The sequence below is a fragment of the Arcobacter lacus genome (assembly GCF_003063295.1).
Taxonomy (GTDB): Bacteria; Campylobacterota; Campylobacteria; order Campylobacterales; family Arcobacteraceae; genus Aliarcobacter; species Aliarcobacter lacus.
In genome coordinates this window covers 1-14,220 of the sequence record NZ_MUXF01000010.1, presented here as the reverse complement: position 1 = coordinate 14,220, position 14,220 = coordinate 1, and the positions used below count along the sequence as shown (strand labels likewise).

At 26.6% G+C, this 14,220-nt stretch carries 18 protein-coding genes and 1 pseudogene; 11 read left to right on the top strand and 8 right to left on the bottom strand.

From position 1 onward, the window contains the following. The first annotated feature begins 27 nt into the window (after window positions 1–27). The 3 genes from B0175_RS05625 to B0175_RS05615 are packed head-to-tail and all read left to right on the top strand — an operon-like array spanning window position 28 to window position 1,547. The gene (locus B0175_RS05625; RefSeq protein ID WP_004509020.1) at window positions 28–528 is read left to right on the top strand and encodes a YajQ family cyclic di-GMP-binding protein; all 501 of its coding nucleotides are present in this window, start codon (window positions 28–30) and stop codon (window positions 526–528) included. 11 nt (window positions 529–539) lie between these two features. After that, window positions 540–1,121 (top strand): NUDIX domain-containing protein, encoded by a 582-nt coding sequence (locus B0175_RS05620; protein WP_108527668.1) that lies wholly within the window; start codon window positions 540–542, stop codon window positions 1,119–1,121. A gap of 3 nt (window positions 1,122–1,124) precedes the next feature. Beyond that, complete coding sequence (locus B0175_RS05615; protein ID WP_014468488.1) at window positions 1,125–1,547, top strand: c-type cytochrome; 423 nt, start codon at window positions 1,125–1,127, stop codon at window positions 1,545–1,547. A gap of 9 nt (window positions 1,548–1,556) precedes the next feature. Here the strand turns inward: B0175_RS05615 and B0175_RS05610 are convergent, their stop codons facing one another. Continuing rightward, the gene (locus B0175_RS05610; RefSeq protein WP_108527667.1) at window positions 1,557–2,567 is read right to left on the bottom strand and encodes a phospholipase A; all 1,011 of its coding nucleotides are present in this window, start codon (window positions 2,565–2,567) and stop codon (window positions 1,557–1,559) included. A 107-nt stretch (window positions 2,568–2,674) separates the two neighbouring features. On the opposite strand from B0175_RS05610, the gene rpe reads away from it, so the two are divergent. The 3 genes from rpe to B0175_RS05595 are packed head-to-tail and all read left to right on the top strand — an operon-like array spanning window position 2,675 to window position 4,711. Beyond that, window positions 2,675–3,316 carry a ribulose-phosphate 3-epimerase gene (gene rpe, locus B0175_RS05605; RefSeq protein WP_004509016.1) on the top strand — a complete coding sequence of 214 codons (642 nt, stop codon included), beginning with the start codon at window positions 2,675–2,677 and terminating at the stop codon, window positions 3,314–3,316. Beyond that, window positions 3,313–3,906 (top strand): phosphoribosylanthranilate isomerase, encoded by a 594-nt coding sequence (locus B0175_RS05600; RefSeq protein ID WP_012012589.1) that lies wholly within the window; start codon window positions 3,313–3,315, stop codon window positions 3,904–3,906. Before rpe ends, B0175_RS05600 begins: the two co-directional genes overlap by 4 nt. After that, entirely contained in the window at window positions 3,893–4,711 is an 819-nt protein-coding gene (locus tag B0175_RS05595) for a 3'-5' exonuclease (RefSeq protein WP_108527666.1), read from the top strand. Before B0175_RS05600 ends, B0175_RS05595 begins: the two co-directional genes overlap by 14 nt. 23 nt (window positions 4,712–4,734) lie before the next feature. Here B0175_RS05595 and B0175_RS05590 read toward each other — a convergent pair whose 3' ends face one another. Genes B0175_RS05590 through B0175_RS05575 form a run of 4 tightly spaced genes read right to left on the bottom strand, consistent with a single transcriptional unit; the run spans window position 4,735 to window position 7,627 of the window. Further along, a complete protein-coding gene (locus B0175_RS05590; RefSeq protein ID WP_108527665.1) occupies window positions 4,735–5,319 on the bottom strand; it encodes a 2-oxoacid:acceptor oxidoreductase family protein in 585 nt (194 codons plus the stop codon). Between the two features lie 10 nt (window positions 5,320–5,329). Further along, window positions 5,330–6,163, bottom strand: coding sequence for a 2-oxoglutarate ferredoxin oxidoreductase subunit beta (locus tag B0175_RS05585; RefSeq protein ID WP_108527664.1), 834 nt, complete (start codon window positions 6,161–6,163; stop codon window positions 5,330–5,332). Between the two features lies 1 nt (window position 6,164). Further along, entirely contained in the window at window positions 6,165–7,295 is a 1,131-nt protein-coding gene (locus B0175_RS05580; RefSeq protein ID WP_108527663.1) for a 2-oxoglutarate synthase subunit alpha, read from the bottom strand. 8 nt (window positions 7,296–7,303) lie between these two features. After that, on the bottom strand, window positions 7,304–7,627 hold the full coding sequence (locus B0175_RS05575; RefSeq protein ID WP_108527662.1) for a 4Fe-4S dicluster domain-containing protein: 324 nt from the start codon (window positions 7,625–7,627) through the stop codon (window positions 7,304–7,306). A 230-nt stretch (window positions 7,628–7,857) separates the two neighbouring features. On the opposite strand from B0175_RS05575, the gene B0175_RS05570 reads away from it, so the two are divergent. From B0175_RS05570 to trpC, 4 genes are read left to right on the top strand one after another with little or no spacing between them, the layout of a single operon-like run. After that, the gene (locus tag B0175_RS05570; RefSeq protein WP_108527661.1) at window positions 7,858–8,574 is read left to right on the top strand and encodes a tRNA1(Val) (adenine(37)-N6)-methyltransferase; all 717 of its coding nucleotides are present in this window, start codon (window positions 7,858–7,860) and stop codon (window positions 8,572–8,574) included. Continuing rightward, window positions 8,567–8,950 carry a YkgJ family cysteine cluster protein gene (locus B0175_RS05565; RefSeq protein ID WP_108527660.1) on the top strand — a complete coding sequence of 128 codons (384 nt, stop codon included), beginning with the start codon at window positions 8,567–8,569 and terminating at the stop codon, window positions 8,948–8,950. Before B0175_RS05570 ends, B0175_RS05565 begins: the two co-directional genes overlap by 8 nt. After that, window positions 8,926–10,233 (top strand): tetratricopeptide repeat protein, encoded by a 1,308-nt coding sequence (locus B0175_RS05560; protein WP_108527659.1) that lies wholly within the window; start codon window positions 8,926–8,928, stop codon window positions 10,231–10,233. Before B0175_RS05565 ends, B0175_RS05560 begins: the two co-directional genes overlap by 25 nt. Further along, window positions 10,230–11,021 (top strand): indole-3-glycerol phosphate synthase TrpC, encoded by a 792-nt coding sequence (gene trpC, locus B0175_RS05555; protein WP_108527658.1) that lies wholly within the window; start codon window positions 10,230–10,232, stop codon window positions 11,019–11,021. Before B0175_RS05560 ends, trpC begins: the two co-directional genes overlap by 4 nt. Here the strand turns inward: trpC and B0175_RS05550 are convergent. Next, window positions 11,018–11,845, bottom strand: a complete 828-nt coding sequence (locus B0175_RS05550) for a LysR family transcriptional regulator (protein ID WP_108527657.1) — start codon at window positions 11,843–11,845, stop codon at window positions 11,018–11,020. The genes trpC and B0175_RS05550 overlap by 4 nt on opposite strands. Window positions 11,846–11,937: 92 nt before the next feature. Here B0175_RS05550 and B0175_RS05545 point away from each other — a divergent pair, with 92 nt between their 5' ends. After that, window positions 11,938–12,150 (top strand): tautomerase family protein, encoded by a 213-nt coding sequence (locus B0175_RS05545; protein WP_108527656.1) that lies wholly within the window; start codon window positions 11,938–11,940, stop codon window positions 12,148–12,150. Window positions 12,151–12,166: 16 nt separating this feature from the next. Here B0175_RS05545 and B0175_RS05540 read toward each other — a convergent pair whose 3' ends face one another. Further along, on the bottom strand, window positions 12,167–12,571 hold the full coding sequence (locus tag B0175_RS05540) for a PAS domain-containing protein (protein ID WP_108527655.1): 405 nt from the start codon (window positions 12,569–12,571) through the stop codon (window positions 12,167–12,169). Between the two features lie 10 nt (window positions 12,572–12,581). After that, a pseudogene (locus B0175_RS11390) lies at window positions 12,582–13,331 on the bottom strand (methyl-accepting chemotaxis protein); the annotation flags it as partial. Window positions 13,332–14,220: the final 889 nt, after the last annotated feature.

Genomic DNA, 14,220 nt, shown 5'->3' with positions numbered 1-14,220 from the left:
AATCTATACAAAAATAAAGGATTATTCGTGGCAGTAAAAGAACACCAATTTGATATTTCAGCAAAACTAGATATGCAAGAGATGAAAAATGCAGTAATTCAAGCTCAAAAAGAGATAGATAATAGATATGATTTCAAGGGAATTACAAAAGATATTGACTTAAATATTGGAGCTAAAACTTTAGTTTTAATCTCAACTAGTGATAATAAAGTAGATGCAATGTTAGATATCTTAATTTCAAAAATGAATAAAAGAGGAATTTCTATAAACTCTCTTGAAGAGATAAGAAAAGAAGATTCAAGTGGAGCGAATAGAAAATATAGTTATAAAATAGTTGATAGTATAGAAAAAGATGAAGCAAAAAAAATTCAAACAGAAATTAAAAGCTTAAAACTAAAAGTAACAGCGGTGAATCAAGGTGATGAAATAAGAGTTACTGGAAAAAACATAGATGATTTACAAGCTGTAATGAAACACTTAAAAAGCTTAGATTTTAAAGCACCTTTAGTTTTTGATAACTTTAGATAGAAGAAGAGTTAATGACAAATATAATAGAAAATTTAGAAATTAGTACATTAGAAGATACAAAATTTATAAAACCTTTAAAAGTTACATTTAATCTAAATGGCAAAAAAAAGACTTGGGAAGCAGTTAGAAGCCATGATAGTGTATCTATACTTTTATATCATACGCAAAAAAATGCTATCTTACTTGTAAAACAGTTTCGTGTTCCTGTTTATTTAAATGATAAATCTCAAACTTTTACTTATGAGTTATGTGCTGGTTTGGTTGATAAAGAAAAATCTCTTGAAGAAATAGCTATAGAAGAAATAGATGAAGAGTGCGGATATGAAGTAAATAAAAAAGATATACAAAAAGTTACCTCTTTTTTTACAAATGTTGGAATTAGTGGAGCAAAACAACACCTTTATTTTGCAAAAATAGATGAAAGTATGAAAATTCATGATGGTGGTGGAGTAAATGATGAACAAATAGAGTTATATTTTCTTCCTATAAATTCAATAGATGAGTTTATTTTTGATGAATCAAAAGCAAAAACTCCAGGACTTATCTTTAGCCTTTACTGGTTTTTAAAAAATAAAAATGAATTAGGTTTATAAAAAATGAGAATTTTAATTTTTTTATCTATTTTTCTTTTTTCAAATGCTTTTAGTGAAGATGAATTACTAGACATAAATAACTCATTTATTACAAAATATGAATATGGAAAAATGCTTTTTAATAATCCAAGAGGAATTGGTTGTAGTAAATGTCATGGAGATGATGCAAGAGGAAGAAGAATTGTAGATTTCAAACAAGAACATGATAAACAGATGTTTAATTGTACTTTAATTGCTCCAGATATAAAGTATGTTGATTATGAAACTTTTTCAAAAAAAGTAAACTCAAAAAAGAATGAAAATTTAAAATTCCCTAAAGAACAAGTTTGTGATAAATTAATATATTATGCAAATGTTATGCCAACATATTTTTTGGTTGAAGAAGAAATAGAAGCTATTTATTATTATATTCAGAATATGAAATAATAAGATAGCTTATCTTGATAAAGCTATTCCCAATCCTACATTATTTATTTCTCTATCATAATCAATTAAACTATTTCCATATCCATAAAAATATTGAAACATCCCATAAACATTTTTAGCATGTAAAAACTCTGGAAGAGGAAAAGTCCAAGTAAATTCAACTGCACCTTTATTATTTTCATTGAATTTTAGATTATCTCTTAAAAGCAGTTCAAAAGTGTGTTGTTTATATGCATAAAGTAAAGTTAAATCACCATATCCATAATAATCTTCAAAATCTGGATTATCGTCTTTATCTTTACTTTCAGGAATTCTATACCAAACTCTAGGAATTACAAAAATATCTGAAAATTGGAAATATCCTTCTAAATATAATCTATTTAAAGAACGAGATTCTTCACCATCTTTTCCATTTGAAGAGTGCATAGCAGATATTTTATAAGCTTTTAAAGAACTCTCTTTATCATAAGGAATTTGAACAAAAAGTTCTGGTTCATAGTTTGTTTCTCTAAAAGGAGCAGAACTTTTTGCTACTTGCCAAAAAGATTTTTGAGTATAAGCTGCACTTATTGTCTCATCAAAACCAAACAAATTATGATAAATTGGTTTTTCAAAGCTTACTTGAAAAGTTGTTTCTATATTTTCTCTATCTTCTATGTTATTAAAAGTATAAGTTGCTGGCAGTAAATAATTCTTTTTATATGGGTGAATATCAAACTCTTTTGTAACAAGTTGCTCAATATTTTTATTTGTATTTTTATCTTCTGTTTTATCAATCTCTTTTTGGTAAAAATCTCTTTTTAAAGTTGTAAAACTTTCAAATTCTAAGTTTTGTTTTTCATTTAAATCATTTACGTATTTATCTTCTTTTGAAACTTTTAAATTAGCTATCTTTTTATATAAAATCATAGCTTCTTTATATTTTCCTTGATTTTCTAAAGCTTGTGCTTCTTCATAAATATTATCCACTTCAACTGCAAAACCAAAAGAACAAAGAGCTAAAAACAGGAGTTTTTTCATAGATATTTTACCAATAATAATTTTTTACTGAATTTTACATCATTATACTTTATAAAAGAGTTTAAATGGTATAATCTGCCAATTTTTAGAAAAAAAGGTTTATAAAAATGCTTGTTGCACCTTCGATATTGTCAGCTGATTTTGGAAATTTAGCAAATGAAATAAAAGCTATTTGTGATGCTGGTTGTGATTTAGTTCATGTTGATGTAATGGATGGACATTTTGTTCCAAATATGACTATTGGTCCAGTTGTTGTTGAACCAGTTGCAAAAGTAGCCTCTAAACCTCTTGATATTCACTTAATGGTTGAAAACAATACATTTTTTGTAGATTTATTTGCTCCATGTAAACCTCTTTATATATCTTTTCATATTGAAAGTGAAAAACATCCTCATAGACTTATTCAAAAGATTAGAAGTTATGGAATAAAACCTGCAATAGTTTTAAATCCACACTCAAGACCGCAAGAGATTGAATATTTACTTGAAGATTTAGATATGGTTTTATTAATGTCAGTTAATCCAGGATTTGGTGGACAAAAATTTATCCCAAGCGTAGTTGAAAAAGCTAAAGAATTAAAAGAGCTTATAAATAAAAGAAACCCTAACTGTTTGATAGAAGTTGATGGTGGAGTAAATGATAAAAATATAGAAATACTAAAAAATGCTGGTGTTGATATAGTTGTTGCAGGAAGTTATGTATTTGGAAGCGATGATTATGAAAAAGCTATAAAGAGCTTAAAAATATGAGAATAAAAATTTGTGGAATTACAAATCTAAGTGATGCAATAAATGCAATAAATGCTGGTGCAGATGCATTAGGATTTGTATTTTATAAAAAATCTCCAAGATATATAGAACCTTTAAAAGCAAAAGAAATAGTAGAAGAAATTGCTCCATTTGTGCAAACAGTTGGTCTTTTTGTAAATGAAAGCCTTGAATTTATAAATGAAACTTGTAAAAACTCTAAAATGCAGTTGGCTCAAATAATAGATGATGAAAATACTTTAGATTATTCAAAACTAACAGTAAAATATATAAAAGTTTTAAGAGTAAAAGAGAAAAAAGATTTACAAAATTTAGAAAATCAATACTATTTAATTGATGCTTTTGTTGATGCTTTTGGAGGAGCAGGAAAAAGAGTTGCTTTAGAATTTTTCAAAGACTTAGATTGTTCTAAATTTATTCTTGCTGGTGGATTAGATGCTCAAAATTTAAAAGAACTTAATGGTTTTGGTTTTTATGGCGTAGATGTAAGTAGTGCAGTAGAGATTGAAAAAGGGAAAAAAGATAAACAAAAAATGATTGATTTTGTAAAAGAAGCAAATGAAATCTCTTAAAAAAAAATATATACTAAAACCAAAAACTACTTTTTTAGATATTTTAAAAAGATTATTAAAAGAGCCAATAGCTTATGATGAATTTTTAAATCTTCTTGAAATCTCAGCTGATAGATTCTATGATAATAGTAATTTGGAGTTTGAACTTTTACTAATAAATGGTTTACCTCTTGATATAAAAGATGATTTTGTATTTTTAAAAACTACACAAACTTTAATTTCTGAACAAACTTTTTGTTTTGTTGATATAGAAACAAATGGTGGTACTCCAAAAAAAGGTTTCCAAATTATAGAATTAGGAGCTGTAAAATACAAAAATGGTGAAGTTTTAGATAGCTTTAACTCTTTAGTTTTTGCAAAAGAGATTCCTCCATATATTCAAGAAGTTACAAAAATAACTCCTTCTATGTTAGAAACTGCTCCTAGAATAGAAAAAGTTTTAAAAGATTTCAAAGAGTTTTTAGGTGATGATGTTTTTATAGCACATGATATAAAGTTTGATTACAACTTTATTTCAGACTCTTTTGAAAAATATAGTTTAGGAAAACTTTTAAATAGAAAACTTTGTACTATTGATTTGGCAAAAAGAACAATTAAATCAGAAAAATATGGCTTGAGTTCTCTAAAAGAACTTTTAAATATCGATATAGAAAACCATCATAGAGCATATTATGATGCTTTAACAACACAAATAGTTTTTGAAAAATGTTTAAAAAATATAGATACAAATAAAATAAAAACAGTGGAAGATTTAATAAATTTTTCTAAAAGTGATAATATTATAAAAAATGAAATTAAAAGATAGAATCTTATCTATCTTTTAAAATTTTATGCAGATTTTTTCTTTGCTTCGTCAGCTTCTTTAGCGTATTTTAAACCCAAATCAAAAGCTTTGTTATTTGTTTCATGCAATTTTTCTGGAACTTTTGAAAGCATTGTTTGTCTTAAAACTTCATTTGGAATTGTTTCACCTGTAAAATAGTTTGCTATTGATAAAGCTAAAACTGATTGAGTAATTACATTTCCAACTTCATCTTTTGCAATAGTAATAATTGGAATTTCAACAATATTCCATCTTTTTTTATCTTCTTGCGTAGGTTTTACTAAATTTGGTTCAATTACAATTGTTGCTCCATCTTTTACACCTTTTTTAAATTGATCATAAGAAATTTGAGCAACAGATAACATAAAATCAATTTCACCATCATTTGCATAAGGATACAAAATTTCATCATCTTGTAAAGTAATATCAACAACTGTTGGTCCACCTCTTACTTGAGATGTATAAGTTGCTGTTTTTAACCCATAACCACCATTATTGATTTTTGCAGCAGCAAAAATTGCTCCCGCAAGAAGTACTCCTTGCCCACCAACACCTGTAAATCTCATCAATGTTCTATTATTTGCTGACATAATATACTCCTTATAACTCAACCATAGTTTTGTTTTTATGTGCTTCTTTTACTTTTTCATAAGCTTCACAATATTCCATAGCTTCTGTATCTTGTTTTAAAACTCCTGTTGGGAATTTACCAATTTTTTCACTTTCATCAAGCATATCAAATTTAGTTTTTGAAATAGAGATTTCATCAATCCACTCTAAATTAGCCATAGCTGTAGCCATTTTATTTTTTCTTCCTAAATTGATGTGACAATTTGAGAATACTTCAACAAAAGAAAAACCTTTATGTTCAAAAGCTTTTACTAATGATTTTTCTAATTTTTTTGGATCAATCATAGTTTCTCTTGCAACAAATGAAGCACCTGCTGCTTCAACAAGTTTACAAGCATCAAATGTAGGATCTATATTTCCTCTACTCATAGTAACTGTCCACATTCCTTGTGGAGTTGTTGGGCTTGTTTGAGAATTTGTTAATCCATAAATAAAATTATTTATAACTATATATGTCAAATCAATATTTCTTCTACTTGCATGAATTGTATGGTTTCCTCCAATAGCAAGTCCATCTCCATCTCCACCAACAACAATTACTTTTTTATCAGGGTTTGCTAATTTTATTCCTGTTGCATAAGCTAATGTTCTTCCATGAGTTGTATGAACAGTATTACAATTTATGTATGAAGAAAATCTTCCAGAACATCCAATTCCAGAAACAACACAAACATCATCCATATTCCAACCCATTTTTTCAATAGCTCTAATTACAGCTTTTAAAATAACTCCATCACCACAACCCCAACACCATAAAGTTGGCATTTTATCAGTTCTTAAATATTCATCATAGTTAAAAGCCATCTTACATTCCTTTCACTTTTTCAATAATTTCTAGTGGAGATAGTGGTCTTCCATTTGCTTTAAATAAAGTATCAAAATCATCTCTTAGAGATACTCTTTGAACTTCTAAAGCAAATTGCCCCATATTTAACTCTGCAACTAAAACTTTTTTAAATTTATTCATTAACTCTTTTATTCTTTTAGCTGGACTTGGCCAAATTGTTTTTGGTCTAAACATTCCAACTTTAATACCTTCTTTTCTTAATCTATTAATTGCTTCAGTAACACCAAGTGAAACTGAACCATATGCAATAATCATAATATCTGCATCATCTAACATGTATTCTTCATTTAATTCTAATTCATCTAAGTGTGCATCAACTTTTTTAAATAACCTTTTCATTAAAGCATCACAAACAAGTGCATCTTCTGTCGGATGTCCAGTTGGTCCATGATGAAGTCCAGTAAAATGATATCTATAACCTTCAAACATAGGATTTAATACTGCTGGTTCATCTTCTCCAACTCCATAAGGTTTATAATCTTTTTTATCACCATCAAATCTTTTTCTATAAACTCTATTATTTTCAACTTCTTCCAAATCAGGAATAACAGCTTTTCCACTCATATGTCCTATTGTTTCATCCAATAAAACAAAAACTGGTTGCATAAATCTATCTGCTAAGTTAAATGCTCTTACTACCTCAGTATAGCATTCACTTAAATTTCCAGGAACTAAAGTTATAGATTTAACATCACCATGAGTTGGATTTCTTGCTTGTAAAATATCTCCTTGAGAAACTCTTGTAGGAAGTCCAGTTGAAGGACCTCCTCTCATAACATTTATAACAACTAAAGGAACTTCAGAGATATACCCTACTCCTAAATTTTCAGCTTTTAGTGAAATTCCAGGTCCACTTGATGCAGTTAATGCTCTTTTTCCTGACATTGCTGCACCTAAAGCTGTACAAATTCCAGAAATTTCATCTTCCATTTGGATTGAAACTCCTCCACGAGCTGGAAGCGCTGAAGATAGAACGTGCATTATTTCACTAGATGGAGTAATTGGATAACCTCCAAAAAACTCACATTTTGAATCAATTGCAGCTTTAGCTGCGAGTTCATTTCCTGTTGTAATTAATTCTCTTGCCATAATTTTCCTTATTTATCTTCATCTAATATTCTATATTTATTTTCAATTATTTTTTCTCTTCTTGTTTTTGCCTCTTCTGATAACTTAGCAAATTTAAATTCTTTTCTATCGGCAACAAAAATAGCAAAATCTGGACAAGCTAATTCACAGTCACTACACCCAATGCAAGATTCAGGATGAACAACAGTTATCATTGAACCTAAAGTAGAGTGAACTTCTTGTCTCATAGCTAAAACTCCAGCTGGGCAAACAGAAACACATTTATCACATGCTTTACATCTATTTTCATCAACCCAAACAGGAGTATTAGCGGGAGCTTCTATATTAGACATAATATATCCTTAAATATTTTTTTTAATAATAATGCGAATAATACAATAAACAATCAAAAAATGGGTTAAATTTTGAACTTTTTTTTCATATTTTTCGAAATTTAAAAGGCTTTTTAAGGTAATTTAAATTATTACTTATTAGAAAAATTTATATTAAAAATTTAACTTAGATTAAAAGTTTTATTTGAATAACTTAGATATAATTGCGTCAATTAAATTAAGGAATTTTTTTGGTTTTATATCAACCTGTAAATGGATATTGTTATAATAGTGATACACATTTTTTGTTCAATTTTATTTGTGAAAATTTAAAAAAGTATAAAAATGTTAAGGGTGAAGTTTTAGATATTGGAAGTGGTAGCGGAATTTTAGGACTATTAGTTGCAAAAGAGTATGAAAAAGTAAATTTAAATCAATGTGAAATTCAAACTGCATTTCAATTTTTTTCATCAAAAAATGCACAAACAAATAAAATAAATGCAACTTTGTATAAAGGTTCTTATAAAGATTTTGATTTTGATAAAAAATTTGATATTTGTATATCAAATCCACCTTTTTATCATAGTGATGTAATAAAAAGTGAAAATGAATCTTTAAAAATAGCAAGATATAATGACTCTTTACCTTTAAAAATACTTATTGAAAAAACTTCTAAAATTTTAAAAAATGATGGAAAGTTTTTTTTCTGTTATGACTGTAAACAATTGAATGAAATTTTACTTCTACTAAGTGAATATAAATTTAATCTTGAAGCTTTACAGTTTGTACATCCAAAAGTATCAAAAGATGCAACTTTAGTTTTAATTTATGCGAAAAAAGATTCAAAGTCTTTAACAAAAATATTTAATCCTTTGATTGTTTTTGAAAAAGATAATTTATTTACAAAAAATGTTGAAAATATTTACAAAAAATCTTCGACACATAGTATAAAGGTAAATTTTGAGTGATTTAATAAAAAAAGATGGATATAATTTTGCATTTTCACCAAGTGGTTGTAATAGTTGTAATGGAAACTGTTGTATCGGTGAAAGTGGCTATATTTGGATTAATTCAAAAGAAATAGAGACATTGGCATTACATCTAAATTTGTCTAGCGAAACTCTAAAAAATAGATTTTTAAACAAAATTGGATATAAATATAGTATAAAAGAGGTAAAATTAGCTTCAAATAACTTTGCATGTTGTTTTTTTAATTTAGAAAAAAAACAGTGTTCAGTTTATGAGGCAAGACCGATACAATGTAGAACTTTCCCTTTTTGGGAATATTTTAAAGAAAATGAACAAGAGGTATACAAAGAGTGCCCAGCTATAAAAAAATTATAATTTTTTGCTTTTTTTTAGCAACTATATTTATTGGTTGCAGTATAAAAGATACTAATTTAGAAAACAAAGAGCAATCTAAAAATTTTGCAAAAGTACAAACTAAAAATTTTGATTTTGAAAATTACTATATTATGTATGCTTTAGAATTAGAAGAACAAAAAATGTATGTAAATGCAAGAGATATGTATCTAAAACTATTTGAAAATACAAATAACTATGAATATTTTGTAAAATATTTAGCAATTACAACTCAATTGAATGAGTATGATTTAGTAAAAGAAAAAGTTTCAAAATATATGATAGAAAATATAAAAGAAGAAGAAATAATTTTAAGATTATATTCTTACTCTTTATTTAAATTAAATGAAATTGATGAAGCTATTTCAAATGCAAAGAAATTATCAAAAAAATATGAAAGTGCAATGAATTATGAGCTTTTAGGAACAATTTATTTGGCTAATAAAGATTTTAAAGATGCCCATGATAGTTTCGAAAATGCTTTAAAATTTGAAGATTCAAGTGGAATAATACTTACTTTAACAAATATTGAATTTTTTCAACTAAATGAAAAAGAAGATGCAATAAAAAGAGTAAAAGATTATATTCCAAAAAGTGAATATGATTTCAACTTATCACTTCAACTTTTAGCTTTTTATGAAAATCTAAATGAAAAAAATAAAATAGTTGAATTTCTAAAAGAGATGTTTGTTTACTACAAAAAAACGGATAATGAATTACTATTAAATAAAACAAAAGCACTATTTTGGAAATACATAGATAAAAATATAGCAATATCTTTTTGGGAAGAACAAAAAGAAGAAGATGAATTTTTATTAAATTTTTATAGATCAACAAACCAAATGCAAAAAGCCTATGATTTATTGACAAAACTATATAAAAATAGTAGTAATATTGACTTCTTGGCACAACAAGCAATTATAGAATTTGAAACAGCAAATGATAAAAAAAGTGTTTTAAAAGATGTTCTTTCAAAATTTGATTTAGTAATGAAATCTTCAAGCTACCATATCTATCAAAATTATTATGCTTATATTTTAATAGATTATGATATAGATATTAAAAAAGGGCTTGAATTAGTAAAACAAGCCTTAGAACAAGAGCCAACAAATATTGCTTATCTTGATACATTAGCTTGGGGTGAATATAAAGCAAAAAATTGTAAAGAAGCTTATTATTGGATGAAACAAATCGTTGATGAAGTTGGATTAGAAGATAGTGAAATAAAACTTCACTGGGAAAAAATACAGGAGTGCAAAAAATGATTTTAGATGAAATTATAGAAAAAACAAAAGAAGATTTAATTTTAAGAAAAGAAAAACTAAGTTTTGAAGAATTAGAAAAAAAATTAAAAACTATTAACTCAAAACCAAAAGATGTAAAAACATTTTTAAAAAGTACAAAAGAAGAGCCAATAAGAATTATTGCTGAAGTAAAAAAAGCAAGTCCAAGTAAAGGAATTATAAAAGAAGATTTTAACCCACTAGAAATTGCTTTAGAATATAGTCAAAATGGGGCAAATGCAATTTCAGTTTTAACAGAACCTCACTATTTTAAAGGTAATTTAGAATATTTATCTACTATTAAAAATAGTGTTTCAACTCCTCTTTTAAGAAAAGACTTTATTGTGGATAAATATCAAATAGCTGAAGCTTTACTTTATGGAGCAGATTTTATTTTACTTATTGCAAAAGCTTTAAATGAAAAAGAGTTAAAAGAGTTATATGAATATGCAAGAAGTTTAGATTTAGAAGTTTTAGTTGAAATTCATGATAATGAAGATTTAACAAAAGCTCTAAATTCAAATGCAACGATTATAGGAATTAATCATAGAAATCTTGGTACTTTCGAAATGGATATGGCTTTATGTGATAAGTTAATTCCTCTTATTCCAAAAGATAAAATTATAGTTGCAGAATCAGGAGTAAGCGATACTGAAGTTATAAAAAGACTTCATAAAGTTGGAGCTGATGCATTTTTAATTGGTGAACATTTTATGAGAGTTCCTTCAATTAAAGCTGAATTAACAAAATTTAAAAATACATTAAATTAAAATTTATAATCTTCTAAATACTTTTTTATTTTTGGAAGATTATCAACTCTACAAATCATACAAGTAGGAAGATTTGCAATATCTTTTGATAGTTTTGTTATATGTAAATCTTTTTCATAATTTAACTTTTTTATTATGCTAAGTGGTAAAATACTCTTACCCATACCAATTTTAATACAGCCCAATATTGTTTCATAATTTCCAAATTCTAGAACTTTATAATTCTCATCTAAAAACTGTTTTAAATAATTCTGTCCAAATTCATTATAAGCACAACCATTTTTAAAAGATAAAAAAACATTTGGAGATAAATTATCTTTTGATTCAACAACTGTTATTATTTCATCAATTTTATTTAAAATCATAAAATCTTCATTTTTTGGTTCACCACTTACAAATGCAATATCTACTTTATATTCTAAAAGTTTTTTTGTAATCTCTTTTGTTGTATCTGTTATTAATTCTAAACTAATATTTGGAAAATCTTTATGAATTTGGGATAAGAAAGGAATAATTCTAACTGAAGCATTTGATTCTGTTGAACCAATAATCAAATGTGTTTGTTGATTCATATTTTTCATTTCACTATTAGCTATTTCAATTCTTTTTACTATTTCTAATGCATAAGGATAAAGTTTTTCACCCTCTTTTGTTAAAGTAACTCCTTTAGGAACTCTATAAAATAAAATTAGACCAAGAGATTTCTCAAGTTGTTTTATTCTTGAAGTTATATTTGATTGAGCAAAGTTTAAATTAATTGCTGCTTTAGTAATACTTTTTTCTTTTGCTACTTCTACAAAAACTTTTAATAAATTAGAATCCATCACTTTTCCTTATATCATCAATCAATATTTTATATTTGACATAAAATCACTTTTAGTGATATTATAGCTGAGTTAGAAAAAAAGGAGATAAAATGCCAGTAATAAATATAAAAATGACAGAAGAAGATGGTGGAGCAACAAAAGAACAAAAAGAGAAATTATCAAAAGGTATAACAGAACTATTTGCACAAACATTTAATGGAAGAGGAGCCTCAACAGCAATTGTAATTATAGAAGAAGTAAGTACAGATAATTACTCAATAGGTGGTAAGACAATTAGTCAAATAAGAGCAGAAAAAAAATAGAAAGTTTTTAATCTTTCTATTTAGCCATCTTTTCTTTTTCAACTAACTCTTTATATAACTTAATATGTTGTTCAATCTCTTCTCTTGAAGCTTTTCTTCTACAAGATAAAAATCCATTTTTACCGTCAGCAATAGTAGTAGGAAAAACTGTTGCGTAAACCCAATAGTAATTTCCTGATTTAGTTGAATTTTTTACATATCCTGTCCAAACATTTCCACTTTTTACTGTTTCCCATAAACTTTTAAAGGCTGCTTTTGGCATATCGGGATGTCTTACAACATTATGTGGTTTACCAATCAATTCATCTACACTAAATTCTGCAATTTTACAAAAATCATCATTTGCAAATATTATATGTCCTTTTTCGTCAGTTTCACTAACTAAAAAAGAATAATCATCTAGTAATATTTCTTTTCCCATTATTATTTCCTTAACTTACTTTTTTAGTTTTTGCAGTTTGAACTAATGCTTGAGCCATATGTAATGTTTCATTTGCAATATCCGCAACTTTATTTGCTTCATGTGCATTTTCTTGCGTAACTCTATCAAGCATGGAAATTGCATCATTAATTTGTTCTATACCTTGTAATTGCTCATTTGAAGCAACACTTACATCTTGAATAATATCTATAGTTTCTGAAATAAGTTTATTCAAATTATCGTATCCTTTACTCATTTCATCAGAAATTCTTTTACCTTGATTTGCTTTACTTGTTGCATTTTCTACAAGTTCTTTTATCTCTTTTGCAGCTTCTGCACTTCTACTTGCTAGGTTTCGTACCTCTTGTGCAACAACTGCAAATCCTTTTCCTGCTTCACCTGCAGTTGCAGCTTCAACAGCAGCATTAAGTGAAAGAATATTTGTTTGAAATGCTATTTGATCAATTACACTTATTGCTTCATTGATTGCTGTTACTTGTGCATTTATTTCATCCATTGATACATTTGTCTGATTTGCTAATTTTTCACCTAAAATAACAGAATTTTTTACATCATTACTTAGATTTGCCATTTTTGAAGCATTTTGAGTATTATTTTTTGTTATAGAAGTTATCTCTTCAAGTGCAGCTGCTGTTTGTTCTAAAGAAGCTGCTTGCTCATTTGCCTTTGCTGCTAGACTTTCAACACTTTTATTCATTGTTGTGGAATTACGTTCTAAAAGATTTCCATTTTGTAAATTGCTTTTTGCATTTTCATTTAATTCTTTACCTAAATGATTAATTCTTTGCATTGTAAGTAACATTTTACCTTTTAAAATAGGATCTATATCCATTTGTGAACGATAATCATCTTGTGCATATTCTCCAACTATTTTAACTAATTCTTCCATATTTTTATTAGTAGTTGCTAACATCTGATTTACTACTCTTTTTAATGTATGAATCATAAAATTATTAGAATCTGCATGTATTTGTGAAGTATACATCCCTTGAGAAACTTTATCAAGAGCAATTACAACTTCACCTAAAACATGCATATCATCTTTTCTCATAACATCAAATTTTTCAACATATTTATTTAATTCTTTTAAAATTTGACCAATATCATCATTTTTTATATATTCAGCTCTTCTTATATGATTTGTTCTAAAAAATACAAAATCCATTAAATCATCAATATATGATTTAATTCTATCAATTCCACCAACTACTCTTTTTTGAGAGTTATAACTAAAATAAAACAAAGCAATTGCAAAAATAATATTTACTACAATGATTGACGCTATCTGATTTTCACTTAAAATAGCAACTGTACTAAGTATTATAAATCCCAATTGACCGATAAGCATATTCAGAAAAATTCTCATTTTTGTAGGCAAATTTACAAGCATCAAGGTTCCTTTTAGTAATTAAATTAAATTTTAGAAATTATATAATAATTTTAATAAAATAATCGAAAGAAGAGGGTTTGATAAATAGTGTAAATAAAAAGAATAAAGAGGGCTAAAAAAAAAGCTTACCATTAGATACAAAAAAGTGTATGTAAAGGTAAGCTTTATGGAAAAAAACTTAAAGAGCTGGCGATGACCTACGTTTCCACAAGGGGACCCTGCAGTATTATCGGCGATG

What these genes read in the sequence shown, in the direction of transcription:
- B0175_RS05545 (WP_108527656.1), top strand. Translation starts at nt 11,938, where the DNA reads ATGCCAGTAATAAATATAAAAATGACAGAAGAAGATGGTGGAGCAACA.
- trpC (WP_108527658.1), top strand. Translation starts at nt 10,230, where the DNA reads ATGATTTTAGATGAAATTATAGAAAAAACAAAAGAAGATTTAATTTTA.
- B0175_RS05540 (WP_108527655.1), bottom strand. Translation starts at nt 12,571, where the DNA reads ATGGGAAAAGAAATATTACTAGATGATTATTCTTTTTTAGTTAGTGAA.
- B0175_RS05620 (WP_108527668.1), top strand. Translation starts at nt 540, where the DNA reads ATGACAAATATAATAGAAAATTTAGAAATTAGTACATTAGAAGATACA.
- B0175_RS05595 (WP_108527666.1), top strand. Translation starts at nt 3,893, where the DNA reads ATGAAATCTCTTAAAAAAAAATATATACTAAAACCAAAAACTACTTTT.
- B0175_RS05550 (WP_108527657.1), bottom strand. Translation starts at nt 11,845, where the DNA reads ATGGATTCTAATTTATTAAAAGTTTTTGTAGAAGTAGCAAAAGAAAAA.
- B0175_RS05585 (WP_108527664.1), bottom strand. Translation starts at nt 6,163, where the DNA reads ATGGCTTTTAACTATGATGAATATTTAAGAACTGATAAAATGCCAACT.
- B0175_RS05615 (WP_014468488.1), top strand. Translation starts at nt 1,125, where the DNA reads ATGAGAATTTTAATTTTTTTATCTATTTTTCTTTTTTCAAATGCTTTT.
- B0175_RS05600 (WP_012012589.1), top strand. Translation starts at nt 3,313, where the DNA reads ATGAGAATAAAAATTTGTGGAATTACAAATCTAAGTGATGCAATAAAT.
- rpe (WP_004509016.1), top strand. Translation starts at nt 2,675, where the DNA reads ATGCTTGTTGCACCTTCGATATTGTCAGCTGATTTTGGAAATTTAGCA.
- B0175_RS05590 (WP_108527665.1), bottom strand. Translation starts at nt 5,319, where the DNA reads ATGTCAGCAAATAATAGAACATTGATGAGATTTACAGGTGTTGGTGGG.
- B0175_RS05575 (WP_108527662.1), bottom strand. Translation starts at nt 7,627, where the DNA reads ATGTCTAATATAGAAGCTCCCGCTAATACTCCTGTTTGGGTTGATGAA.
- B0175_RS05580 (WP_108527663.1), bottom strand. Translation starts at nt 7,295, where the DNA reads ATGGCAAGAGAATTAATTACAACAGGAAATGAACTCGCAGCTAAAGCT.
- B0175_RS05610 (WP_108527667.1), bottom strand. Translation starts at nt 2,567, where the DNA reads ATGAAAAAACTCCTGTTTTTAGCTCTTTGTTCTTTTGGTTTTGCAGTT.